Origin of the sequence: Collinsella sp. AM12-1 (assembly GCF_003472325.1) — a bacterium.
In the GTDB taxonomy this organism is placed as follows: Bacteria; Actinomycetota; Coriobacteriia; order Coriobacteriales; family Coriobacteriaceae; genus Collinsella.
On the sequence record NZ_QRLS01000017.1, the window covers coordinates 1 to 24,004 of the forward strand.

A 24,004-nucleotide genomic window follows, 5' to 3' on the forward strand; every position below is an offset into this window, starting at 1 on the left:
TGCAGACCTTTCGTCATGGCCTCCTACCTTTCTTTCGGGCCTTTCGGCCGAATCTATCAGCGCCCTTCCGTAACGGGCGCTGCTTGCTGACAGCTCTAGTTATATCCAAATTCCACCCGCAATTCCACCTCGCCCCCGAACGGTCAACAAAGTGCGATGAACGGTATATCGCATGTGATTCCCCCATGATGCACTTCGGCGCTCTAAAGTAACTTTTCTAAGGTAAACGCTCTTTTTCCCATAAATTATCCCCCATCGCATCTATAAATCCATGATTCAGAATTGCATAGGTAAAACGGTTTTATGTATATAAATGAAGCTAGCTCACGTTTTGGACCGAATTCGATGATATTCAGCTCACCATCATTCTTATTCACGCATCCCTATCAGTTGAGTGAGAATATTGAACGCTAGCAATAGCGTCGCGAGCGTTAGTTCTATGGCCGGGCATCGTAAGAAATAGGTAAAGATACCGTTCACGCGATACGTCCGTGCCAGCGGTCAACTAAATTGAGACAATAGAATAGAGTTAGGCTATCGTCCCCTGCGGGGACTGAACGGACAGATGCATATGCCGAGCAAAATCGAAAAGAAGCAAAAGGCCGCCAAGCTGCGCAAGCCGCCGCGTGATTTTTCGTATACGCAAAACCGAGAGCTTAGCTGGCTGCGCTTTGACAACCGCGTGCTTGACGAGGCCTTTGACGAGACCGTCCCGCTGTTTGAGCGCCTCAAGTTCGTGTCGATCTTCGAGTCCAACCTCGACGAGTTTCTCATGGTGCGCGTGGGCGGCCTGTCCGACCTGGCAGAACTCAAAAAACAGCCCGTGGACAACAAGAGCAATTTGACCGCCTCCGAACAGGTCGATGCCGTCATGGCAGAGCTGCCCGAACTCCTTACCCGTTGGGAGTCCATCTTCAAGAGCATCGAGGGCAAACTCGACGCCTTGGGCGTTCACCGCGCTCGCATCGATTCACTTACGCCCGAGGAGCGCACCTTTGTCACCCGCTACTTCCAGGCCTACGTGTCGCCGGTCATCTCGCCGTTGGTCATTGACCCGCGCCACCCCTTCCCCAACCTGCGCAACGGCGCACTCTATCTAGCTTGCGGACTGGACGGTGTCACGGACGAGGAAAGTCTGCTGGGCCTCATCGAGATTCCCGCCTCGATGAACCGCGTGGTCGAGATTCCCTCGCCCGCCGGCACCTACTCCTACATCTTGCTCGAGGACGTCATTCTTGCCTGCTTGGACAGCTGCTTTGGCTCCTATAAGCCGCTCGACCGCGCTCTGATCCGCGTCACCCGCAATGCCGATATCGACCCGGACGGCGAGGGCGTCGAGGAGGAAGAGGATTACCGCCAGCACATGAAGCGCATCCTCAAAAAGCGTTTGCGCCTGCAGCCGGTGGTGCTTGCCGTCTCCGGTTCGCTCGAGAAGGCGACGCTCAAGACCATCCGCAAAGCGCTCGAGCTTTCGCGCCGCTCGGTTTTTACCTGCGATATCCCACTCGACCTGGGCTACGTCTTTGGCATCGAGGGCAAAATTCCCGAGCACCTGCGCAACGAGCTCCTCTTTACGCCGTTTAAGCCGCAGCCCAACCCCACCATCGACATGTCCCGCTCCATTCGTGAGCAGGTGCTGCAGGGCGACAAGTTGCTCTTTTACCCCTACGAGGCCATGAATCCGTTCCTGGACCTGGTACACGAGGCCGCATACGACCCCGAGTGCATCTCGCTACGCATCACGCTCTACCGCGTGGCCAAGCAGAGCCGCCTGTGCGAGTCGTTGATTGACGCCGCCGAGAACGGCAAAGAGGTCACGGTGCTCATGGAGCTCCGCGCGCGCTTTGACGAGCAAAATAACATCGAGTGGGCAGAGCGTCTGGAAGAAGCGGGCTGCACCGTCATCTATGGCTCCGAGGGTTTTAAATGCCACTCAAAGATCTGCCAGCTTACCTATCGCGAGGGTATGGCGCTCACCCGACTCACGCTTTTGGGTACCGGCAACTTTAACGAGAAGACGGCCAAGCTCTACAGCGACTTTATGCTCATGACCGCCCATCCCGGCATCGGCGAAGACGCCAACCTGTTCTTCCGCAACCTGTCGTTGGGCAACCTGCGCGGCGATTACCGCTTCCTGGGTGTGGCGCCCGTCGGACTGAAACCGCTCATCATGCGCGGGCTTGACCGCGAGATCCAGCGCGCCCTCGCCGGCGAGCCCGCCCGCGTGTTCTTTAAACTCAACTCGCTCACCGACCGCGAGGTCATCGACAAGATCGCCGAGGCATCGTGCGCAGGAGTCCGCGTGGACATGATCATCCGCGGCATCTCGTGCCTCAAGCCGGGCGTTCCTGGCAAGACCGAGAACGTGCATGTCCGTTCTATCGTCGGACGCTTTTTGGAGCATGCGCGCGTTTACGCCTTTGGCGTGGACTCGGACATGATCTATCTGAGCTCGGCCGACATGATGACACGCAACACCGAGCACCGCGTGGAGATCGCCTTCCCCGTGCTCGACCCCACCTGCCGCGCCCTGGTGCACGAGTACATGAGCATGCAGCTGCGCGACAACGTGAAGGCCCGCAGCCTCACGAGCGACGGCACCTGGGTCCCCGTGGAGCGCGCAGAGGGTGAGAAACCCTTCAACTCGCAGGAAGCCCTGCTGGAGCGTGCCTACCGCAACGCCGAGGCCGCGCCCGAGCCCGTCATTGAGGCAAAGCCCGCCCCTGCTCCTAAGCCGCAGCCGGCCACACCCGAGGTTCAGAAGGTCCAGGCGACCGTCATTGAGCCCGAGCCCGCACCTGCACCTCAGCCCGAGCCGCAGGCAGCTAAGCCCGCACCCGAGACGAGCGCCCGTCGCGATAAGCCCGCCGGCAAGACCAAGGCCATCGAGCGCCATCGCCCCGGTCGTGTGCGCATGGGCCTGGGCCTGATCGGCCTGGGTCTTAAGACGCTCATTACCGGCAAGACGAAATAGTCGTTTGTAGAAGCAGTTTGTAGAAGCGCCCCGCATTTGAGGAAAGCCTCGGATGCGGGGCGCTTTTCCCTGCTACCATGGTGCGAGCAACAACACGAATGACAGGCAGGGATATGAAGCTCACTATAGAATCGATGACCTACGGCGCCGACGGGCTGGCGCACGCCGACAACGGCAAAGCCGTCTTTGTGCAGGGTGCCGTGGCAGGCGACACCGTCGAGGCCGAGGTCGTACAGGACGGCAAGTCGTTCATGCGCGCCCGCACCACCGAGATTCTGGAGCCGAGCCCCGATCGCATTCAGCCCCCCTGCCCCTACGTGGGCATCTGCGGCGGCTGCTCGTGGGGCAATCTCTCACGCACGGCACAGCTCGCCGCCAAGGAGCAAAACCTGCGCTCCACGCTCGAGCGCATCGGCAAGTTCGCTCCTGAGCAGGTCGATGAGTTGGTGCAGCCCATCTGCCACACCAAGGACGACTGGGGCTACCGCAATAAAATCGAGCTCGAACCGACCGTCGTCAACGGTCGCGTGCGCCTTGGCATGCACGGTGTCGACCCCAGCAAAATCGTGACCGTCGATGCGTGCCCGCTGTTCGATAAACGTTTTCCCAAGGCGCTCAAATCGGTCGTCGGCGCACTCAACTATCTAAGCGGCAGCCATGACTTAGGGCTCGAACGCGTGGGCATTCGCGCATCGCGCCGCACCAAGGCGCTCGAGGTTGCACTCTGGACGCCCACGGGCTCTTTTCCGCGCTCGCAAGTCTCCCGCGTGCTGGCGGTCGCCGCTCATCCCACGAGCATCGTGCGTGTGATGAGCAAGGGCGAAAAGAAGGCCCGCCGTGTCTCCAAGGTCGAAATGCTCGCCGGAGAGGGCTCATGGACCGAGAATATCGCCGAGGGTCAGATGCGCTTGTCTGCCCCGTCTTTTTTCCAAGTCAACACCAAGGGTGCTGAGATTTTGATCGAGCTTGTCATGGAAGCGCTCGACCCGCAAGAAGACGAGCTTGCCGTGGACCTGTACTGCGGCGCCGGAACCTTTACCCTGCCGCTCGCCCGCCGCTGCGACTTCGTCGCCGCCGTCGAGGCCTACGGCCCGGCCGTGCGCGACCTGCGCCGTAACCTGGAAATCAACAAGCTTGATAACGTCGACGTCATTGGCGGAGACGCGGTGCGCGAGTTCCCCGACCAGGATGCCGACGTCTTGGTGGTCGACCCGCCGCGCGCAGGCCTCGCCCCCGAGGCGATCGACCTTATCGCCAGCACGAGCGCTCGCGATGTCGCCTACGTGAGCTGCGACCCCGCCACCCTGGCACGCGACCTTAAGCGCTTTGTCGAGGAAGGTACCTTCTCCCCCGTCAAGATCACGCCGGTCGATCTGTTCCCGCAAACCTTCCACTGCGAAACCGTCGTCCACCTCAAGCGCAACTAGACTGTTTGCCCCAGACCACGCCCGATGATTTTTCTGGCACGGGGATAAAAAAAATGTTCTGAATGATTATTTAATCCCCGTCCCGAAATTGAACCGCCCCCTCATTTCTTGGACATTAGAAATGGGGGGCTTCTTTATGGACGGGAAAGTCGGACACGACGCCACGCTGAGGACTCTTGCAGCAGAGTTTTGCGACAGGGGATACGGGCGCACCGAAGGCCGAAGGGCGCCCGGACCCGGCCGGGGCCGGCGGCGCGCGAGGGCGAGCTCTTGCGACGGAGCTGCTGCCCGGGCGCCTGAAGGACGAGTTCTACAGGAACCGGACGTGGCGGAGCTTCGAGGAGTTCAAGCGGGACCTCCACGCCTACACCGTTCACTGGAACAAGAGGAGGCAGGTTAAGCAAAAGGGACTGACCCCGGAGGAGTTCCGAAATCAGTCCCCATGTGCGGCATAGGCCGCTAATTGACCCGTCCAAGTATCGGGGCGCAGTTCATTTCAGCGCCGCCCGAGAAAGCTAAACGCCTTCTGGCAGGTTGTCCCGGGCCGAGGGCGGCCACCTTGATCGCCCTCGGCCCTCACCCACCTCAACTGCCCCTCAATTACATAGAGCTGATTGAGGAGGGCGCAGGCTAGCGGGTGCCTTCCTCATCGTCGTTGGGCCGGTAGGTGATGAACTCGATAACAAAGGCCAGGACGGCAGAGACGAGCGAGGCGATGATCGCGAAGATCATGTGGGAGATCCCGGCGCCACCAGGGGTCCCGTCGATAAAGTTGAGCAGGTTGAAGACGCCGAGGCCGCCCGAGATGTACATGAGAGCGCCAGTCATTCCCACGATGGCGCCGCCCACGGCGGAGCTCAGGCATGCCACGACGAACGCGCGCTTGTTGGGGAGGGCGATGCCGTAGATGCCCGGCTCGGTGACGCCGAAGAAGAAGGCGGAGATCATCGCGGGAAGGGCGATGCCGCGGAAGCGCTCGTCCTTGTTTCTGAGGTACATGGCAAAGATGACCGCTCCGAGCGCGAACCCGTGGCCGATGGTGGCGGCGAGCACGCTGTCGTGGCCGAGGGTGTTCAGATTCATGATGGAGATGGGGATGAGGCTCCAGTGGAAGCCAAAGATGACGAGGCACATCCACAGTCCGCCAACCAGGGCGCTGCCCAGGACGGAACCAACCACGGGGAGCTGGAAGATGAACGAGAATGCCGCGCTCAGCAGGTTGGTGATGAGGGTGGCCACCGGGCCGATGATGAGGTAGCCCAAGACGATGGAGACCGTCATCGTGGCGAGCGGGACAAGGAACATCTTGAGCGCAGCCGGCATCCAGCTCTTGAGCCAGCGCTCAAGGATAGAGCCGAACCACACCATGAGAAGGACGGGGATCACCGAGCTCACGTAGCCGGACACGGGCATGATGATGGGGAGCCCGAGGGCGGTGGCGTACCACGAGAACGTGCCGGCCACGCCGAGGTCGATGCTGCCGAGCGCCTCGCCCGAGGTCAGGGCGACCATCGTCGGGTAGAGAAGCGCCACGCCGATTGCCACGCCGGTGAACTCGTTCATGCGGAACTTGCGCGCGGCACTGAACGCCAGGGCGACGGGAAGGAAGTAGAAGAAGCCGTCAGCCACGGTGTAGAGCAGCGTGTAGAGGCCGTCGTTTGCAAAGGCCGGGACGAAGTAGGTGATGAGGGCAAGCAGTCCCTTCATGATGCCTGCGGCGGCAAGCGGTCCCAGGATGGGCTGGAAGATGCCAGAGATGAGGTCGATGACGACGGAGGCAACGGTCTTATCGCCCTGGGGCTCGTCGTCGGCGCTTGCGCCGCCCGAGAAGTTGCCGGCCTCCAGGACCGCGTCGTAGACGTCCTCGACGATGTTACCCACGACCACCTGGTACTGGCCGTTGGCCTGGATGACCTGGATGACGCCCTTGAGGGCCTCGATCTTGGCAGTGTTGGCGCGGGACTCGTCCTTGAGTTTGAAGCGCACGCGCGTGATGCAGTGCGCGACGCTGGCGACGTTCTCTGTGCCGCCTACGTTCTCGAGTATGGATCTGGCCAGATCGTCGTATTTTTCAGCCATTATTTTCTCCTTAGTGATATTGCCCGGGCGGCTAGCCCAGGTCGCCTCCGTTGGTGGCGATGGCCTGTTGATACCAGTAGAAGCTCTTCTTGCGCCTGCGCTCGAGCGTGCCGTTGCCCAGGTTGTCGCGGTCCACGTAGATGAAGCCGTAGCGCTTCTCCATCTCGCCGGAGCCCGCGCTCACGAGGTCGATCGGCCCCCAGGTGGTGTAGCCGAGCATCTCGACGCCGTCCTGCTCGATGGCGTCACGCATGGCCTCGATGTGCTCGCGCAGGTAGGCGATGCGGTAGTCGTCCTCGATCGTGCCGTCGGGAAGCACCTCGTCATAGGCGCCGAGGCCGTTCTCCACCACAAAGAGCGGCTTCTGGTAGCGGTCCCAGAGGTCGTTGATCGTGATGCGGAATCCCAGCGGGTCGATGACCCAGCCCCAGTCGCTCGTGCGCACGTAGGGGTTCTCCACGCCGGCGAAGGCGTTGCCCTCGGCGACGCCGCCCACGGAGTCGGGGTCGCCCGCGGTGCAGCGCGAGGAGTAGTAGCTAAACGAGATGAAGTCGACGGTGTTCTCCGCAAGGATGCGCTCGTCCTCGGCGGTCATGCCCACGTCGATGCCCTCGCGCTCGAGCATCTTGAGCGCGTAGCCGGGGTAGCGACCGCGCGCCTGCACGTCCACGAAGAAGAGGTCCTCCTGGTTCTTGACCTGCGCCGCGCGAACGTCCTCGGGACGACAGGAGTAGGGGTAGTAGCTTCCCGCGGCGAGCATGCAGCCCACCTTGTTCTCCGGATCGACCTCGTGGGCGATCTTGGTGGCCCAGGCGCTCGCCACGAGCTCGTTGTGCGCGGCGCGGTACTCGGCCTCGCGGGCATTCTCCCCGGGCTCGAGGACGATGCCGGCACCCATGAAGGGACGGTGCAAGATCATGTTCATCTCGTTGAACGTGATCCACCAGCGCACGAGGCCGCGGTAGCGGTTGAAGAGCACCGTCACAAGCCGCTTGTAGAGCTCGATAAGGGTGCGGTTTCGCCAGGCGCCGTACTTCTTGACGAGGTGGATGGGGCAGTCGAAGTGCGTGATGGTCACGAGGGGCTCGATCCCGTGCTCGCGGCAGCAGCGGAACACGTCCTCGTAGAAAGCGAGCCCGGCCTCGTTGGGCTCCTCCTCGTCGCCATTGGGGAAGATGCGGCTCCAGGCGATGGAGAGGCGAAAGACCTTAAAGCCCATCTCCGCGAAGAGGGCTATGTCCTCGCGGTAGTGGTGGTAGAAGTCGATGCCCGTCTGGGCCGGGTAGTAGTACCCGGGCTCGAAGTCGAGCATGCGCCTCAGGCCGCGGCTTACGTCGTTGCGCTCCGGCCCGTGTGGGATGACGTCGACGTTGGCAAGGCCGCGGCCGCCCTCGTCATAACCTCCCTCGCATTGGTTGGCGGCGGTGGCTCCTCCCCAAAGGAACCCTTTTGGAAATGGCATGGTGCCTCCTTCTCTCTGGCGCCCCCATCTCTGCGGGGGACGCTTTATAACGTCCTTGCGGCCTCGCGCGCCTGGCCCGTGGCCCTTTCCCTGATGCGCGCGGGCCGCCTGTGAAGGGGTGACTAGCTGACGGCTTGTCCTGCGGCGGCGCGACGTGCCTCCCGGCCTCCAAGCAGGGAGGGGACCTGTGCCAGGCACACGCCGGCGAGGATGATGGCGACGCCCAGCCACTCGACGACGCCGAGCGGCTCGCCGAGGACGATCATGGCGATGAGCAGGCCGGCGGGGAGTTCCGCGGCGGCCATGACGGTGGACAGGCCCGCGGGCAGGTGCGGAGAGCCCATGCCGAAGAGCAGGACCGGGCAGAGCATGCCAAAGAAGCCGGCGATGACGGCAAAGGGCAGGATGCCCTGGGCGAGGACGCCCGAGACGACGTAGTCCGGACACACCGTGAGCGACATGACCACGGAGCCCGCGCATACGATGACGCCACGTTGCTCGGACGAGCAGGGGGCCTCGACCTTGCCGGAGAGGGTGACAAAGAGGGAGCAGGACACGGCCGCCCCCAGCGCGCAGAGCAGGGCCACGGGGTCGTACCCGGTGATGCCGGTCTTGTAGACGCCGCTGGCGAACACCGTTCCGAAGACGATGACCAGGGCGGAGGCCACTTGGAGGAGCCTCGGCGGCCGGCGCGTCATGACGGTCTGCCACACGAGCCCCAGCCACGTGAACTGGAAGAGGAGCGTGAGTGCCACCGGGGCGGGCAGCACGCTCATGGCGTAGCAGTAGAGGATTGAGGTGAGGCAGGTGAGGGCTCCCAGGCCCATGAGCTTGAGGGCGAGCTTCCAGCCCACGCGCTGCCAGCGGTGCCCGAGTGCGTGCCCTGCGAGCGTGGCGAGGGCGAAGAAGAGGCAGCCGAACCACGCCTGGCTCGCCACCACCTGCGCTGAGGTGAAGCCCGCGGCGTAGGCGAGCTTGTAGGTCGTGGCCATCGCGCCGTAGCAGGCGCCGCCCGCAAAGACCTGGAGCGCCGCCTTGACCTGCCCCGCGCCCGCGGCTCCCGCCTCGGCGGTCTGTTGCTTGATTGTGTTTGTTTCTGCCATTAGGCTCCCTTCCGTCTGCTGTCTTGCAGATGCACGTCTCGTGCGTCTGTTCCCTGCAGTCGGAAGGTGGGCTCGTGCGGTCTTCTGGCGGTGCATGTGGTACCTGCTGCCAAGACGAAAAAAGCCACGCAACCGACTGCTCGGTTGCGTGGCAAAAAGGTGGCTAGCGCCCAGAAAAGTCCACGCGTTTTTAGACTGGGACAAAGTACTACAACAGGTGAGATTCCGTCAAGAAAAACCGAAGAAAAAAGTGAGCCTCTGCCCGCCGTACCTGTAGCGGTCGTTTCCCCGAACGGGGCGGTGCTGTTGGGGGCTGTCTCGATCTGTAACAGTAAGACCCGGTTTTGGTCCGTAGATGTTACAGATTTAGACGTTTTGTCGGGGCGGTTTCCGTTTGTCTTGATCTGTAACAGTTAGGGGTCAAAAGTGGGTCTAGATGTTACAGATTGAGATTGTTGAGGATGGGTGAGGGTAGCTAATTCGGACGGGGCTATTTTAGCTACCCTGCAAGTGGGGTAGCTAAAATAGCCCCGTCCCTTTTTAAACAATGGAAAATCGAGCGTGGCAAGCGGAGGTCTTCGGGGTATAAGACGGCTAATTGTATGCCGCCTTACGAAAGGAACTCTCATGCCCAGCGTTGCCGTTCTCGCCGCCGATGGCTTTGAAACGATTGAATGCCTGACCATGGTCGACGTCATGCGTCGCGGCGGCGTGCGCGCCACGCTCGTCTCGATCATGCCCACGCGCGAGGTCGTAAGCTCGCTGCAGATTCCCGTGACTTGCGATACCCTCTTTGACGAGATCAACTTTGACGAGTACGACTGCGTCGTGCTGCCCGGCGGCCTGCCCGGTGCCACCAACCTGCGCGCCGACCAGCGCGTCTGCGACGTAGTCTGCGATTTCGCCGCGACCAAGCACGTTGCCGCCATCTGCGCCGCCCCGTTTATCCTGGGCGAGCTTGGTCTACTCGAGGGGCGCCGCGCCACATGCTTCCCTGGCTTTGAGAAGAGCTTCCCCGAGGGAGCTTATACCGGCGAGAAGGTCACGCAAGACGGCAATATCATCACTGCCAGCGGCATGGCGCAGTCACTCCCCTTTGCCTTGGAGCTGCTGCGCACGCTCGCCGGTGACAAGGCCGTCGAGAAGGTCGCCGAGGGCATCCAACTATGATCTTGGCTTCGCAATCGCCGCGCCGCATTGAGCTGATGCACGAGGCAGGCTACAACATTCGCGTGATTCCCGCAGATATCGATGAAACGCCCTTTGATGGCGAAGCTCCGCTTACGCTCGTCGAGCGTTTGGCGCGTGCCAAAGCCGCTGCCGTCGCCGCCGAGCATGCCGAGCCCAATGAGCTGACCGTCGCGGCCGATACCATCGTCACCTTCGATGGCAAGATTTTGGGTAAGCCGGCAAACGAGGACGAGGCGCGCACCATGCTCCGCGAGCTTTCGGGCCGCACGCACCAGGTTGCGACCGGCGTCTGCATCGTTAAAGCCGGCGACGCTACAGCTCCGCATGCCGCCGAGAGTCTGTCGTTTGTCGATGTGACCGACGTGACGTTCTATGAGCTTACCGAAGAGCAGATCGAGCACTATGTCGCCTCCGGCGAACCCATGGACAAAGCCGGCGCCTACGGCATCCAGGGCACAGGCGGCCGCATGCTCGTGCATGACATTTCGGGCGACTTCTACAACGTGGTGGGCTTGCCCATCGCTCGCGTCGCACGCGCGATTCAAAAACTCTCGTAATTGCATCTGGCGCTGGGTATCCCCCAGCGCCTACAATTTTGCCGTACCGTACGGATCCCGACCGGGCATAAGGCCCGGCGGAAAACCGATAGGAGAAAATATGGACACGCTGCTCGAAGCCATCGATGTTTGCAATGTCGATGGCTTTTGCTATGGCAACTATACGGACGAGGAGGCCGGCACCGGTTGCACCGTAATCGTGGCACCCGAGGGCGCCACCGGCGGCGTTGACGTTCGCGGCGGTGCCCCGGCATCGCGCGAAACCGACCTGCTGCGACCCGAGAACACCGTCGACAAGGTCCACGCCGTCTGCCTTTCGGGTGGATCGGCCTTTGGCCTCGAGGCTGCAAGCGGCGTCGCTCGCGAGCTTGAGAGCCGCGGCATCGGCCTTCCCGTCGGCCCCACGCAAGTGCCCATCGTGTGCTCCAGCTGCATCTTCGACCTCGCCTTTGGCGACCCCGCCGTTCGCCCCGACATTGAGGCCGGCATCGCCGCCGTGCGCGAAGCACTCGACAACACCCCCACCACGCTCGAGCAGGGCAATGTAGGTGCCGGCACAGGTGCCACCGTCGGAAAGCTCATGGGCCCCGCCACCTGCATGAAGGCCGGCCTTGGCGCTGCCGCTGTGGCGCTCGGTCCCGTTAAGGTAGGCGCCGTGGTTTCGGTCAACGCCTGCGGCAACGTGGTCGACCCCTTCACCGGAGAGTGGGTCGCCGGCATGCGCGCCGCCGCCGATAGCGACCAGATCGTCGACATGGAACTCGCAGCCTTTGCCGCCGCCGGATCCATGCAGATGCCGCTCGACCGCACCAACACCACCATCAGCTGCATCGTCACCAACGTGGAACTCACTAAGGCACAAGCCACCAAGGTCTCCCAGATGGCCGCAGACGCCTACGCACACGCCATCCGCCCCACGCACACCACCAACGACGGCGACACCATCTACACCCTCGCCAGCGGCAAACTGGGCGCCCAGGCAAGCGCCGCCGTTCCCCTAGACCTGCTGGGCATGCTCGCCGTAAGGGCTTTGCAAACCGCCATCGTAAACGGAGCCAAAACCGCCAAAACCTCCCACGGCATCCCCGGCGCCGCAAAGTAAACTAGCTCGTCCGGTTGCCCGGTGGGTCTTGGTTATGTTTGCTGCTCTACAGTCCTGGCTCGCACGAAGAGCACATTAAGTGCTCTTCGGCTCGTGCGGAACTCGCGACAAACATAACCAAGACCCACCGGGCAACCTACCAACCAAAATCTTTTCAGCTCAGACCCCTGTGTACCGCGCGTCTAAGATCTTCAAATTCAAATAACCTGACAATCGATTCTTATAGCAGAGGCCCCTTGGCCTTTAGTTTGATACAAGTTCCGCACGAGCCGGAAAGCACTTAATGTGCTTTCCGTGCGAGCAGGACTGTTCGCAGTAGCAAACTAAAGGCCAAGGGGCCCAGTCAACCTATCAGCAGCGATTACTCAGCAGCTAGTTGAATTTGAAGATCTTTGAGGCAAGACGGTATAGGCCGAGTGTGGTTTTGTCTCCGGCCCGTCCATGCAGGTTGGTAAAGAATCCGACCACGCCGTAGCGAGCGCGACGATACATGCGCTCGTCGTACTCCTTCAGGTCCTTCCACAGCGTCTTCAGACGCTCATCGGCACAATCTTCCTCGGAAAGCTTGGTGAGCACCGAGCAAATAGCCATCATCATGGTGAAGTAGCCCATCATGTACGAACGCAGACGCGACGACTCGACATCGCTGTACAGGTGGTACGACTCCATCATGATACGCGTAACACGGAACTGCTGGTCCAGACGCTTGACCATCGTTGCCTCGTTGACGCTCTGACCTTCGCGACCGATAAAGTAGCGGTAGAGGTCGATGTCGGCGTAGTACATGGTCTTGCAACGCGGCAGCGGCACGTAGGCGTAGATGTTGTCCACATAGAACGTGTGCGGCGGCATGGGAAGGTTGGACTCGCGCAGCACATCCGTGCGATAGCACAGGCTGTGCATGAGCAGATTCTGGTCCAGACGGAAATGACCAATCTGGTCCCAGGTAAAGATCTTTTTTCGCGGCAGGGCAAACTTGTAGCCAATAGCGGTGTGCGTACCCTCGTAAACCTTCTCGTACACATAGTTCGAGATAAAGAGGTCGACGCGCTGGTCGCGCTCCTCAAAACCGCGAAGGATCGAAAGCATGGTCGACAGGGCTGCGCCATCGAGCCAGTCGTCCGAGTCGACGACCTTGTAGTAGGTGCCCTGTGCCTCGCGCAGACCCGAGAGGACGGCGATGCCGTGGCCGCCATTCTCCTGATGCACCGCGCGAATGATTCCGGGATAACGTGTCTCCCACTCGTCGGCCTTAGCTGCCGTCTCGTCCTTGGAACCGTCATCGACGATGATGATCTCGATATCAGTGGCGTAATTGCTCCCCTCCAGAATGGAGGTGATGCAATGGTCCATGTCCTTGGCGGCGTTATACGAGGGAATACCGAATGATATGACTTTATGCATGGCAGGCGATAATCTCATCCGAAAGATCGAGGGCAGAGTTGGTCACGGCATCCATATCGTAGTAACGATACTCGGCCAGGCGACCCACCGGGTGGAAGTTCGTCAGGTTCTGGACGCGCTCAAGATAGCGCTCATAGAGCTCGCGGTTCTCGGGCTCCAGAATGGCGTAATAGGGCGTCTCGCCCGAGCCGGGCGTATAGGCCTTGGAGTACTCCTTCATGATGGTGGTCTTGCCGGGCAGGACCTGGCCAGTCATGTTCTTGAACTCGGTGATACGCGTGTAATCCTCACTCGTGGTGTAATTGACGGTGCCCACGGGCTGGAACTGGTCCATATCGAGCGTCTCGAACTTCATATCGAGCGTACGGTACGGCAGGGCGCCCAGGTCGAGGTTGAACAGCTCATCGAGCGGACCGGTGTAGACGATCTCGCCGCCATAGACCTTACCGTCGATCTTGACGGTGGTCTCGTCGATCTCGAAGAGGTCGCGGGCGTCCACGTCGCAGAACACATCAATCAAATCGTGGTCGAGCATGTGCTCGAACAGCGCGGTATAGCCGTCCTGTGGCATGCCCTGGAAGGGAGCCTGCGGGAAGTAGCGGTCATCGTCGCCCACAAAGACGGGAACGCGGCCGGTGATCGAGGGATCGATCTGGTCGGGCGTCTGGCCCCACTGCTTCATGGTGTAATGCAAAAAGACGTTCTCGTAGACGTAATCGGCGACCTCGGCAAGATCCGGGTCGTTCTTCTTGCGCAGCTCCATGATGGGCACCTTGACGTCCTTGCCAAAGGTCTCCACGAGCTTCTGATACAGCTCCTCGCCGCGCTTATCGCCAAAGGCGAGCTTGAGGCTCGCGTGGTTAAAGGGCACGGGCATAAGGGTGCCGTTGATGTTGGCGAGCACCTTGTGCTGGTAGTCCGTCCACTTAGTAAAGCGCGACAGGAAATTGTGGACGCGCTCATTAAAGGTATGGTAGATGTGCGGACCATACTCGTGGACCAGGATCCCGGCCTCATCAGCGCAGTCGTAGGCGTTGCCCGCAATGTGGCTACGGCGCTCCAGAACGGCAACGCGATAGCCGATGGTCTCGGCGAGACGGCGGGCGCAAACGGCACCGGCATATCCGGCACCGACGACAATCATGTCGTATGCGCCGGCGTTAAAGCCTTCAGGCAGGCCTGAGGTAATCTGCATCGATACTCCTTGTCAAAAGCCACGGGCTCGTTAGCTGGGCTTTTCTCGAACATTCTTCGAGACATTTTTATCAGAGCGATTATAGCGCTAATGCGTCCTATAATGAGCTTGCCACACAAGGAAAGCTCAAGCACCGCGGCGTACATAATTGAAAGGTAGACCCGCTAGCAGCGGGTTTATTCGTGAACGGCCGGGCGCCTGGAGCTTAGCGAAACGCTTGTAAGGAGTAACATGAGCGATTTCCTAAACCGTATGAAGTCTGCCGCCAAGGCCGACCTTAAGACGATCGTCCTGCCCGAGGGCGAGGATCCGCGCACCATCGTCGCGGCCACCAAGATCATCGAGGAGGGCTTGGCAAAGATCGTCATCCTGGGCAACCCCGACGAGATCGACGTTCCCGGCGCTACCGTCATCGACCCGCGCAATGCCGAGAAGCACGAGGAGTACGCGCAGAAGTTTGCCGAGCTCCGCGCCAAGAAGGGCGTTACCATCGAGCAGGCTCGCGCCCAGGTGATGGACGCCACCTACTTTGGCACCATGATGGTCAAGATGGGCGATGCCGACGGCCTGGTCTCCGGCGCCTGCCACTCCACCGCCGACACCCTGCGCCCCGCGCTGCAGATCCTCAAGACCGCCCCGGGCACCAAGCTGGTCTCGGCCTTCTTCGTGATGTGCACCGACACCCCGCAGTTCGGCACCGACGGCACGCTGATCTTCGCCGACTGCGGCCTCAACATCAACCCGTCCTCCGACGAGCTCTCCGAGATCGCCATCGCCTCCGCTCACTCCTGGTCCACCTTCATGGGCAACGTTGAGCCGCACGTGGCCATGCTCTCCTACTCCACCATGGGCTCCGCTGGCGGCGAGGTCGCCAAGAAGGTCCAGGAGGCCGTGAAGTTCTGCAAGGAGAAGGCTCCCGAGCTCGCCATCGATGGCGACCTGCAGCTCGACGCTGCCATCGTCCCCACCGTCGCCCAGCTCAAGGCTCCCGGCTCCTCCGTCGCCGGTAAGGCCAACGTGCTCGTGTTCCCCGACCTCGAGGCCGGCAACATCGGCTACAAGCTGGTCCAGCGCTTCGCCGGCGCCGACGCCTACGGCCCCATCCTGCAGGGCATCGCCAAGCCGGTTAACGACCTTTCGCGCGGCTGCTCTGCCGATGACATCGTGGGTGTCGTGGCCATCACCGCCGTCCAGGCTCAGATGGCTGAATAGCAGACATATCCCCTCGGGACCCTACAGGGTAAAGCTCTGAAAACGTCCTCGGACATGCATGAAACCCCCGCTGCGCACTTCGTGCGGCGGGGGTTTCATGCGTCCTGCGGAAAGTTTTCAGAGCTTTACCCTGTAGGGTCCCTGCCGCTACTTTGCAATCAGGGCATCTGGAGTGGATGGCGGCTTGGCTACGAGCTGGGGCTGAGGATCTGAATGGTCGGGTGCCGTTGCTGGGAGCGCAGGCGTTGCTGGTGATGATCACTTTGGGACTGGAATTTCCGCCTGCTAGCATAAGGCCTCCGGAGCTATTGCTCTGGAGGCCTTTTTTCAATTACAGACGGATGCGTTAGTTGTTCTTGGTCAGACGCTCGACGTCGTGGGCGATCATGTATTCCTCGTCGGTGGGGATGACCATGACCGTGACGGCGGAACCGGCGGCACTGATGACCTGCGGGCCGTTGCCCACGGCCTCGCGGTTCTTGTTATTGTCGATGCGTACGCCCAGCCACTCAAAGCAGTCGCAGAAGGCCTTGCGGATCGACCAGTCGTTCTCGCCGATGCCGGCGGTAAAGGTGATGGTGTCCACGCCCGCCATGGAAGCGATCATGGAGCCAGCCTGCTGCATGGCCTTGTAGGCGAACATATCGAAGGCGAGCAGGCAGCGCTCGTCGCCCTCGGAGGCGCGCGTACGGATGTCGCGGGCGTCGTTGGAGATGCCCGAGATGGCAAGCAGGCCAGACTGCTTGTTCATCATGTCATCGACTTCCTGATAGCTGTAGCCGCCCTCGCGCTGCAGGTAGCATACGGTAGCCGGGTCAATGGAACCGCAGCGGGTACCCATCATCAGACCGTCAAGCGGCGTGAGGCCCATCGTGGTGTCGCGGCACACGCCGTCCTCGATAGCGGCAAGCGAAGCGCCGTTGCCCAGATGGCACGAAAGCAGGCGGTGGCAGCGCGAGCCCAGGATCTCCTTGGCCATCATCCACTCGTAGCGGTGGCTCGTACCGTGTGCGCCGTACTTGCGCACGTGGTACTTGTCGCACACGTCCTTGGGCAGCGCGTAGGTGTAGGCGACCTCGGGCATGGTCATGTGGAACGAGGTGTCGAAGACGGCCACGTTGGGCAGCTCCGGATACTTCTCGCGGCAATATTCGATTGCCGCGGCCTCGCCGTAATTGTGCAGCGGAGCGAGCGGGGCCACCTCAAGAATCTTGGCCATGACTTCGTCGTCGACGACCGCAGAATCATCGAAGTGCCAGCCACCCTGAACGACACGATGTCCAATGCCGTCAATCGTAAAGTCGGTCTTCTCGAGCTCCTCGAGTACGCGCGCAATGGCCGAGCGATGATCGGGGAAGGGAACCTCTTCGGTCTGCTTGGCGCCACCGTTCTCGGCGTGACCAAAGATGCCCATGTCCGAGCCGATACGCTCGCAGTTGCCCTTGGCGAAAACCTCGCGGGTATCGGTATCCAAGAGTTGATATTTAAGGCTTGAGCTGCCAGCGTTAACAACAAGTACGTTCATGAGACTCCTTTGCAATGCAATACGGTCGGTACAGGCCCCTTAAGGCGGCCGCATGTTAATAAGAAGTTATCACAACTTGATAAATAGCTATCAGGCATATCGCTCAACGAGACGAAAGAGGGGCTGAACGGCGCTCGGTCGTCCAGCCCCTCCCCTCTTGCAATTACTTGCCGTTGACGATGCGCTCGACGTCGGAAGCGATCATGAACTCCTCGTCCGTGGGGATGACGAAAATCTTGACCTTGGAATCCTTGGCAGACAGGCACCAAGCGCCGTCACCACGCAGGGCGTTGCGGGCATGATCCATCTTGACGCCCATAAAGGCCAGGCGGTCGGCAACGCCGGCGCGGACGGCCGGAGCGTGCTCGCCGATGCCGGCGGTAAAGACCAGGGTGTCCATACCGCACATAGAAGTGGCCATCTCGGCAGCCTTGGCGGCAATCTTGTAGACGAACATATCGAAGGCGAGCTGAGCCTCGGGGTCGCCAGCGGCAGCGAGCTCCTCGACATTGCGGCAGTCGTTGGTCTTGCCACCGGTCACAGCCAAAAGGCCGGACTTCTTGTTCATCATCTCGTCAACCTCGTCGAAGGTGTAGCCGCCCTCGCGCTGCAGGTAGCACACGGTAGCCGGGTCGATGGAGCCACAGCGGGTGCCCATCATGACGCCGTCAAGCGGGGTGAGACCCATGGTGGTGTCCATGCACTTGCCGTCCTCGATGGCGCACAGGGAGGCACCGGAACCGATGTGGCACACGACGACCTTGCGGGCCCCGCCGTTGGTCATCTCGGCGACCTTCTTGGAGATGTAGCGGTAGCTGGTGCCGTGGGCGCCGTACTTACGAATGTGCAGCTTGTCGCAAACATCCTTGGGCAGAGCGTAAGTCTTGGCGACCTCGGGCATGTTGAAGTGGAAAGCGGTGTCATAGACCGTGACGTTGGGCAGGTCGGGATACTGCTCCAGGCAGTACTCGATAACGTTGGCCTCGGGGTTATTGTGCAGCGGGGCGAGCGGAGCAACCTCGCGGATCTTGGCGAGGACGTCCTCGTCGACGAGGGAGGAATCACCGAAGTACCAACCGCCCTGAACGATACGGTGGCCGATACCCTCGATCTTGACGCCGTTGGCCTCGAGGTCCTTCAGAACGACCTCGATGGCGACCTTGTGGTCGGGGAACTCGATGTTCTCGGTCACCTTCTTGGAACCGTTGGCAGCGTGGGTGAAGGTACCGCCGGTAAAGCAGACGCGCTCGCAGGAGCCCTTTGCGGACACCTTGTGGGACTTGGTATCGATGACCTGATACTTAAGGGTCGAAGATCCTGCGTTGACGACCAGAACGTTCATGTGTCTCCCTACTAACAGGCGGTGTGGCGCCGCCAGGTTACATACGCTTCAATAATAAACCCAAACGCCCTCGCGCTCGGGTTTATTGCGTTGATATATAAGTTATCGGTGCTTGAGCTTCCGTTTCATTGCAAGGAAGAAGCGCCCTCAGATGAGGTTCTCGCCCAGGTTTTTGCCGCCGAGGACGTGCATGTGGAAGTGCATGACGGTCTGGCCGGCGTTGACGCCCTTGTTGGAGATGACGCGGAAACCGTCCTCCAGACCCTTGGCCTTGGCGACCTCCTGGATGGCGTGAGCTATGGCGCCCATGGTCTCGGCGGGTACGTTGTCGGCGATGTCGCTGTAGTGCTTCTTAGGGATCACGAGCGTGTGGACCGGCGCCTGCGGGTTGAGGTCGTCGAAGGCGATGACCTGGTCGTCCTCATAGACAACGGTCGAGGGGATCTCGTGGTTGGCAATTTTACAGAAGATGCAATCGCACATAGCTGGTTCCTTTCTTACAGACCAAGGTAATTATATTTGGTCGAGATGCTTAGAACGAAAGGTTATCATCGGTGTTGGCGGCCTCGCCGTCGGCGAGCACGTCGTTGCCGTCGACGTCCTTAAGGAGCACCGAGACCTTCTGCTCGGCATCGGACAGGCGGGTGCGCAGGCTTTTGAGGAGCTCGACGCCGCGGGTGTAGCTCTCGAGCGACTCCTCGAGCTCCATATCGCCCGACTCCAGGCTGCGGATGATGAGCTCCAGCTCCTGCGAGGCCTGCTTGTACGTAAGCTGCTCTACCGGGGTCTTCTCTGCCATATCTGTTTCCTTTCCTAAGGGTCTATCACTGCGAAACGCGGTCTACTCGACCGTATCGACCGTTGCTGCCACGTTGCCGTCTGCCATGCGCACGCGAATGGCGTCGCCAGGCTTAAAGGTCTTGGCACTCGTAGCCACACCATCATCGCTGTACGCGATGGAATAGCCGCGAGCAAGCACTTTGAGCGGCGACAGGGCATCGAGCGACGCTGCCGCACGGCTCAGGTCGGACGCTGGCTTGCTGAGCATCGTGCGCCCTTGATGCTCTAGGCGGGAACTCGCAAGCGTGAGCGCATGGCGCTTACCATCGAGCCCCGAGGTGCTTGTAATCAGACGCTCGGGCAAGCGCTCAAAGTTGGAGCGGAATGTCCCGACCGAGCGTACTATGGCGCCCGACAGGCGATCGGCAGTCAGCGCAAGCTCCGATTCGCGACGCTCGACCATAAATGTGGGGTCGTTGAGGCACGGGCGACACGCAGCGGCATCGAGCGCATCACCCAAGCGAGCCGTATAGGTATCCCAGGCACGGCGACCGCGCTGATCGAGCATCTCCAGGTCGACCTGGGCCGACCCAATCATCGATGCCATCGCGGCACCCAGACGCTGATGGCGCGCCTCGAGCACATCGGCCAACTCCGTCATAGCCGGCGCCACCGATTCTGCCGCTGCCGTTGGCGTGGAGGCGCGACGGTCGCTCACCATGTCGCAAATCGAGGTATCGGGCTCATGGCCAATGCCCGTCACCACAGGCACGGGACAGGCTGCCACCGCACGGGCAAGCTCCTCGTCGTTAAAGGTCATGAGGTCCTCGAAGGAGCCACCGCCGCGCACCAGCAAGATGCAATCGGGTGCCGGCGTAATGGCAGCGGCGCGGCGCAAGCCTTCAATAAGCTCTGCCGGCGCACCCTCGCCTTGCACCTTGGCACCCACGCAAACAAGCTCGACAAGCGGGTTGCGACGGCGCAGCGTGCGCTTGACATCGTCGATCACGGCACCCGAAAGCGAGGTGACGACTGCCACACGCGAGCAAAACACCGGAATGCGACGCTTGCGTGCCTCGTCCATCAGGCCCTCGCGACGCAGCTTTTCGGCCAGTTGCGCCACTTGTTGACGCAGCAGGCCCTCCCCCGCCAGCGAAAACGAGCGAGCGACGAAGCTCATGCGGCCTGTGGGCTTGTAGAGATTAAAGCTGCCCTTAAAGCTCACCTGCATGCCATCGCGCAAATCGAAGGTGCGCTTAAGGTAGGCGCCCTTCCAGATGATACAGTCGACGGCCGCCGAGTCGTCCTTGATTTGGAAGTAGCAGTGGCCGCTTCGGGCATTGGGACCGCGGAAACCAGTGACCTCACCCAAAACGCTCAGCTGTGGAATGGCATCGAGCGCGCCGGCGGCGATCTCCACCGCTTGGCTCACGCTGAGCTCTTTGCGCTCCTGCTCGTCCGATCCGTCGAACTCGGCGGAAACGGCATTGCCGGTTAGATTCCAGCCTGCCACGCAGCCCCCTTTCGTCATCGTGCACATGGGCTCCGGCCCTGCGCTAATTCAAGTCCAACACATAGTACAGCGCCGCGGGGACACAAATCCCCACGGCGCCCGTCGGTCCCATTTGTTATCGGTTGGAGTTTCTGTTGTAGCGAGCCATAAGGTAGAGCAGCTGAATAATCGAGGTGAGCGCCGCGGCCACGTAGGTGAGCGCGGCAGCCGTCAACACCTTCTTGGCACCGTTGACCTGCTTGGAACTCATGCCCGACTGCTCAATATACGCCACGGCACGTCGGCTGGCATCAATCTCGACCGGCAGCGTAACCAGCTGGAATAGCACACTAAACGAGAAGAAGATCAGCGCGAGGGTCGTGAGCCCTGCTATGTTCATAAACAGGCCCATGAGCAGCACGATCGTCCAGGTGTTCTGGGTAAAGTTGACGACGGGGACCAAAGCGGTGCGTACCTTCATCATGGCGTAACCGCTTTGACGCTGCGCGGCATGACCTGCCTCGTGGCAAGCGACAGCAACGCTTGCGACCGAGCCGCCCGAACGGTTGGAATCCGACAGATACAGGTTGTTATCCTGCGGGTTGTAATGGTCGGTGAGCTCACCGGCGACACCCTTGATACCCACGGCGTTGCAACCGTTGGCGTCGAGCATGCGGCGAGCGACCGTGGCGCCCGTGTCGCCGTCCGAGCGAACCTTGGACCAGGTCTTGTACGTCGAGTTGATATAGCTCTGCGCAGCAAGGCCAAGCACTGTACAAACAAGAACAACCAGCAGGTACAGCGGGTCGATGCCAAAGCCGTATCCATAGTAATAAGGCATGCGAATTCCTCCGAATCGAGTTACACGTTGGAGGCATTCTACCCACTCAAGCGGCTAGGCTTCCTTATAGCAATTCAATTTTGCCATCTTTGACCGTCAACCCCATATTGCCCGAGAGTAGATCGTCCAGGCGCGAGCCCACAAGCTCAAAACGCCAACCTTCGCGCAGGGGGCTCTGCTCGGGATGCTCGATGTAGTCGGCCAGGTCGTCGCGCGAGGCAATGACCGAGGTCGCCACGCCCGAACGCTCGGCAACCAAGCGGATAAGCGCATACATAAGGTCAGTCACGCTCTCCAGCTCCGGCGAAATCTGGCGATGCCCGCGCACCATGAGCGGCAGGCGATCGTGCGGGCAGCTCGCGCCGCGCTTGATGGCCATCAACGCACCGTCCACATCGCGCTCCCCCAGCTGGTCGGTACCGCGGATGCTGCGGAACTCCTCAACGCGCACAGGGTTACGCTTCACGAGCGCCAGCAGCGTATCGTCGGACATGACCCACTTGCGCGGGATGTTGCGGCGCTCGGCGCGGTCCTCGCGCCAGGCGGCGAGCTCGCGCGCGATACCCAGCTGGTGACGACTACACGAATTGATACGTTTGACCTTGCGGAACGCCTCGTGACGATCGGCGCGATAATGCGACTCGTCGGCCAGCGGACGCAGCTCATCGAGCACCCAGTCCACCCGGCCCAGCTCGCGCAGGCGACTCATCATCTCGGTATAGGCAACGATCAGATACTTGACGTCATCGATCGCGTACTCGATCTGTTTGTCGGTCAGCGGGCGGCGCGACCAATCGGTCAGTGACTCGGTCTTGGGCAATGAGACACCGCAAAACGTCTGCACGAGCGCGCCGTAGGAAATCTGCTGGCGCTCGCCCAAAAAGGCGGCGGCCACCTGCGTGTCAAAAATGGGACGCGGCAGCACGCCCACGGTATGGAGCATAACCTCCATATCCTGCGAGCAGGCGTGAAATACCTTGGTCACGCTCTCATCGCCCATAAGCTCGGCCAGCGGCGATAGGTCGTCGATCACCAGAGGATCGACCGCGACGCTCTCGGCAGGGGTGGCAATCTGAACCAAGCACAGGCGCGGGTGGAACGTGCGCTCGCGCAAAAACTCGGTATCGACGGCAATCGCGTCGAACTCGAGGGCGCGCTGACAAAAGTCGAGCAGAGCCTGATGTGTGGAAATGTACATATCAACCCATCGAATAAGGTTAGGCCCGAAAAACACGGGTAGGATATCGGCATTGCCCTACAACTATACTCGGTTAGTCACAGAACGGGAACGTAAGTATGCGCTGCCTTATCATCCACAACCCGGCATCGGGCCCCAGCTCAGATGAAATCTACGCGTTCACGCACGCCCTCGCGCAGGGCGGCGACGAGGTCGTGATGCGTTTTATCGGCGATGGCATGGAACCCGAGGACGCCGTGGCAGACGTGCGCGAGTTTGATCGCGTGGTGATTTCGGGCGGCGACGGCACCGTCTCCAACGTGCTCGATCAGATGCGCGGATGCGGTGTCCCCACGCTCGTCTTCCCCTCCGGCACGGCTTGCCTGTTCTTTAACAACATTGGCAATGCCCCCGAGGCCGCGGCGCTCGCCAAGGCCTGCCGCGTCGGCCGTACCGTCAAGGCGGACATGGGCGAGCTCTTTTGGCTCGACGAGAACGGCAACGAAAAGCGCCACGGCTTCATCATCATCGCCGGCTCGGGCTACGACGCCGAGATCATGATGAAGGCCGCCCCCACCAAAAACGACATCGGCGAGATCGCCTACTTCCTATCCGCGCTCGCTACGCCCAACCCCACGGTGGCGCACTTTACGATTGAACATGACGGCATTGTCGAGGAGCTCGATGGCATCTGCTGCATGGCCGGCAACACCTCGGTCATCCAAAACGACATCACCCTGTTCCCCGACTGTCGCATGAACGACGGCATGGTCGACATCGCGGTCATCGAGCCCGTAAAAACCGTGCAGCTGCTCCCGACCGTGATCACCGCCGCGCTCGACCCCGCCGGCAAGGTGCTCGGCCGCCCGCAGTTTAAGATCATCCAGACCAAAGAAGCCAAGATCACCTGCACCCCGTCGCTGGGCATGCAGTTCGATGGCGAAATCATCTCCAGCAACTCGGGCGTCTTTGGAGCCCGCGCACTTCCGCAATGCCTCGACCTCATCGTCGACGAATTCTCCCCACTCGGAAAATAGGAGGACCCCATGAACGACAATCCCCTGCTCGGCTTTATCGTCATCGTTTTGGCCATGCTCATCGGCTATGCGATTAACGTGATCCACCGTCGAAAGAAGTAGCC

The 24,004-nt window shown here is 61.0% G+C and carries 20 protein-coding genes; 8 read left to right on the plus strand and 12 right to left on the minus strand.

All coding sequences use genetic code 11. The annotated features are described in order from the left end of the window. Positions 1–571: 571 nt before the first annotated feature. From ppk1 to DW136_RS10240, 3 genes are all read left to right on the plus strand, one after another. Entirely contained in the window at positions 572–2,974 is a 2,403-nt protein-coding gene (gene ppk1 / locus DW136_RS08195; protein WP_233546553.1) for a polyphosphate kinase 1, read from the plus strand. 98 nt (positions 2,975–3,072) lie between these two features. After that, the gene (gene rlmD / locus DW136_RS08200; protein WP_117759007.1) at positions 3,073–4,401 is read left to right on the plus strand and encodes a 23S rRNA (uracil(1939)-C(5))-methyltransferase RlmD; all 1,329 of its coding nucleotides are present in this window, start codon (positions 3,073–3,075) and stop codon (positions 4,399–4,401) included. 176 nt (positions 4,402–4,577) lie between these two features. Next, complete coding sequence (locus tag DW136_RS10240; RefSeq protein ID WP_199407134.1) at positions 4,578–4,856, plus strand: IS3 family transposase; 279 nt, start codon at positions 4,578–4,580, stop codon at positions 4,854–4,856. Positions 4,857–5,031: 175 nt separating this feature from the next. On the opposite strand, the gene DW136_RS08210 is transcribed toward DW136_RS10240, so the two are convergent. From DW136_RS08210 to DW136_RS08220, 3 genes are all read right to left on the minus strand, one after another. Further along, positions 5,032–6,480 carry a PTS transporter subunit EIIC gene (locus DW136_RS08210; RefSeq protein WP_117583937.1) on the minus strand — a complete coding sequence of 483 codons (1,449 nt, stop codon included), beginning with the start codon at positions 6,478–6,480 and terminating at the stop codon, positions 5,032–5,034. Positions 6,481–6,511: 31 nt separating this feature from the next. Then, positions 6,512–7,942, minus strand: coding sequence for a 6-phospho-beta-glucosidase (locus DW136_RS08215; RefSeq protein ID WP_117583936.1), 1,431 nt, complete (start codon positions 7,940–7,942; stop codon positions 6,512–6,514). A gap of 122 nt (positions 7,943–8,064) precedes the next feature. Next, positions 8,065–9,045, minus strand: a complete 981-nt coding sequence (locus DW136_RS08220; protein ID WP_117638210.1) for an EamA family transporter — start codon at positions 9,043–9,045, stop codon at positions 8,065–8,067. A gap of 627 nt (positions 9,046–9,672) precedes the next feature. Between DW136_RS08220 and DW136_RS08225 the strand changes: the two genes are divergently transcribed. From DW136_RS08225 to DW136_RS08235, 3 genes are all read left to right on the plus strand, one after another. Continuing rightward, positions 9,673–10,215: a DJ-1 family glyoxalase III gene (locus tag DW136_RS08225; protein WP_117655326.1), complete on the plus strand. Its 543-nt coding sequence runs from the start codon at positions 9,673–9,675 to the stop codon at positions 10,213–10,215. Further along, a complete protein-coding gene (locus tag DW136_RS08230; protein ID WP_118094543.1) occupies positions 10,212–10,793 on the plus strand; it encodes a nucleoside triphosphate pyrophosphatase in 582 nt (193 codons plus the stop codon). Before DW136_RS08225 ends, DW136_RS08230 begins: the two co-directional genes overlap by 4 nt. 100 nt (positions 10,794–10,893) lie before the next feature. Continuing rightward, on the plus strand, positions 10,894–11,895 hold the full coding sequence (locus tag DW136_RS08235) for a P1 family peptidase (protein ID WP_118289390.1): 1,002 nt from the start codon (positions 10,894–10,896) through the stop codon (positions 11,893–11,895). Between the two features lie 372 nt (positions 11,896–12,267). Here DW136_RS08235 and DW136_RS08240 read toward each other — a convergent pair whose 3' ends face one another. Together DW136_RS08240 and glf are read right to left on the minus strand one after the other, a co-directional pair. Beyond that, on the minus strand, positions 12,268–13,299 hold the full coding sequence (locus DW136_RS08240; RefSeq protein ID WP_118289391.1) for a glycosyltransferase family 2 protein: 1,032 nt from the start codon (positions 13,297–13,299) through the stop codon (positions 12,268–12,270). Further along, positions 13,292–14,494: a UDP-galactopyranose mutase gene (gene glf / locus DW136_RS08245; protein ID WP_118289392.1), complete on the minus strand. Its 1,203-nt coding sequence runs from the start codon at positions 14,492–14,494 to the stop codon at positions 13,292–13,294. Before glf ends, DW136_RS08240 begins: the two co-directional genes overlap by 8 nt. Before the next feature lie 231 nt (positions 14,495–14,725). Between glf and pta the strand changes: the two genes are divergently transcribed. Continuing rightward, complete coding sequence (gene pta, locus DW136_RS08250) at positions 14,726–15,706, plus strand: phosphate acetyltransferase (RefSeq protein WP_055309798.1); 981 nt, start codon at positions 14,726–14,728, stop codon at positions 15,704–15,706. Positions 15,707–16,052: 346 nt separating this feature from the next. Here the strand turns inward: pta and DW136_RS08255 are convergent, their stop codons facing one another. The 7 genes from DW136_RS08255 to rnd all read right to left on the minus strand — a co-directional run bounded on the left by DW136_RS08255 (position 16,053) and on the right by rnd (position 22,884). Beyond that, positions 16,053–17,231: an acetate/propionate family kinase gene (locus tag DW136_RS08255; protein WP_118289393.1), complete on the minus strand. Its 1,179-nt coding sequence runs from the start codon at positions 17,229–17,231 to the stop codon at positions 16,053–16,055. A gap of 163 nt (positions 17,232–17,394) precedes the next feature. Next, entirely contained in the window at positions 17,395–18,573 is a 1,179-nt protein-coding gene (locus DW136_RS08260) for an acetate/propionate family kinase (RefSeq protein WP_117583927.1), read from the minus strand. Between the two features lie 147 nt (positions 18,574–18,720). Continuing rightward, positions 18,721–19,056 carry a histidine triad nucleotide-binding protein gene (locus tag DW136_RS08265; protein WP_117564389.1) on the minus strand — a complete coding sequence of 112 codons (336 nt, stop codon included), beginning with the start codon at positions 19,054–19,056 and terminating at the stop codon, positions 18,721–18,723. Between the two features lie 49 nt (positions 19,057–19,105). After that, complete coding sequence (gene xseB / locus DW136_RS08270) at positions 19,106–19,372, minus strand: exodeoxyribonuclease VII small subunit (protein ID WP_006234311.1); 267 nt, start codon at positions 19,370–19,372, stop codon at positions 19,106–19,108. A 42-nt stretch (positions 19,373–19,414) separates the two neighbouring features. Continuing rightward, positions 19,415–20,866, minus strand: a complete 1,452-nt coding sequence (gene xseA / locus DW136_RS08275) for an exodeoxyribonuclease VII large subunit (protein ID WP_369831839.1) — start codon at positions 20,864–20,866, stop codon at positions 19,415–19,417. 115 nt (positions 20,867–20,981) lie between these two features. Continuing rightward, positions 20,982–21,686 (minus strand): zinc metallopeptidase, encoded by a 705-nt coding sequence (locus tag DW136_RS08280; RefSeq protein ID WP_117655317.1) that lies wholly within the window; start codon positions 21,684–21,686, stop codon positions 20,982–20,984. A 64-nt stretch (positions 21,687–21,750) separates the two neighbouring features. Then, positions 21,751–22,884 carry a ribonuclease D gene (rnd, locus tag DW136_RS08285; protein ID WP_118289394.1) on the minus strand — a complete coding sequence of 378 codons (1,134 nt, stop codon included), beginning with the start codon at positions 22,882–22,884 and terminating at the stop codon, positions 21,751–21,753. 98 nt (positions 22,885–22,982) lie between these two features. On the opposite strand from rnd, the gene DW136_RS08290 reads away from it, so the two are divergent. Then, positions 22,983–23,900, plus strand: a complete 918-nt coding sequence (locus DW136_RS08290) for a diacylglycerol kinase family protein (protein ID WP_118289395.1) — start codon at positions 22,983–22,985, stop codon at positions 23,898–23,900. Positions 23,901–24,004 lie beyond the last annotated feature (104 nt).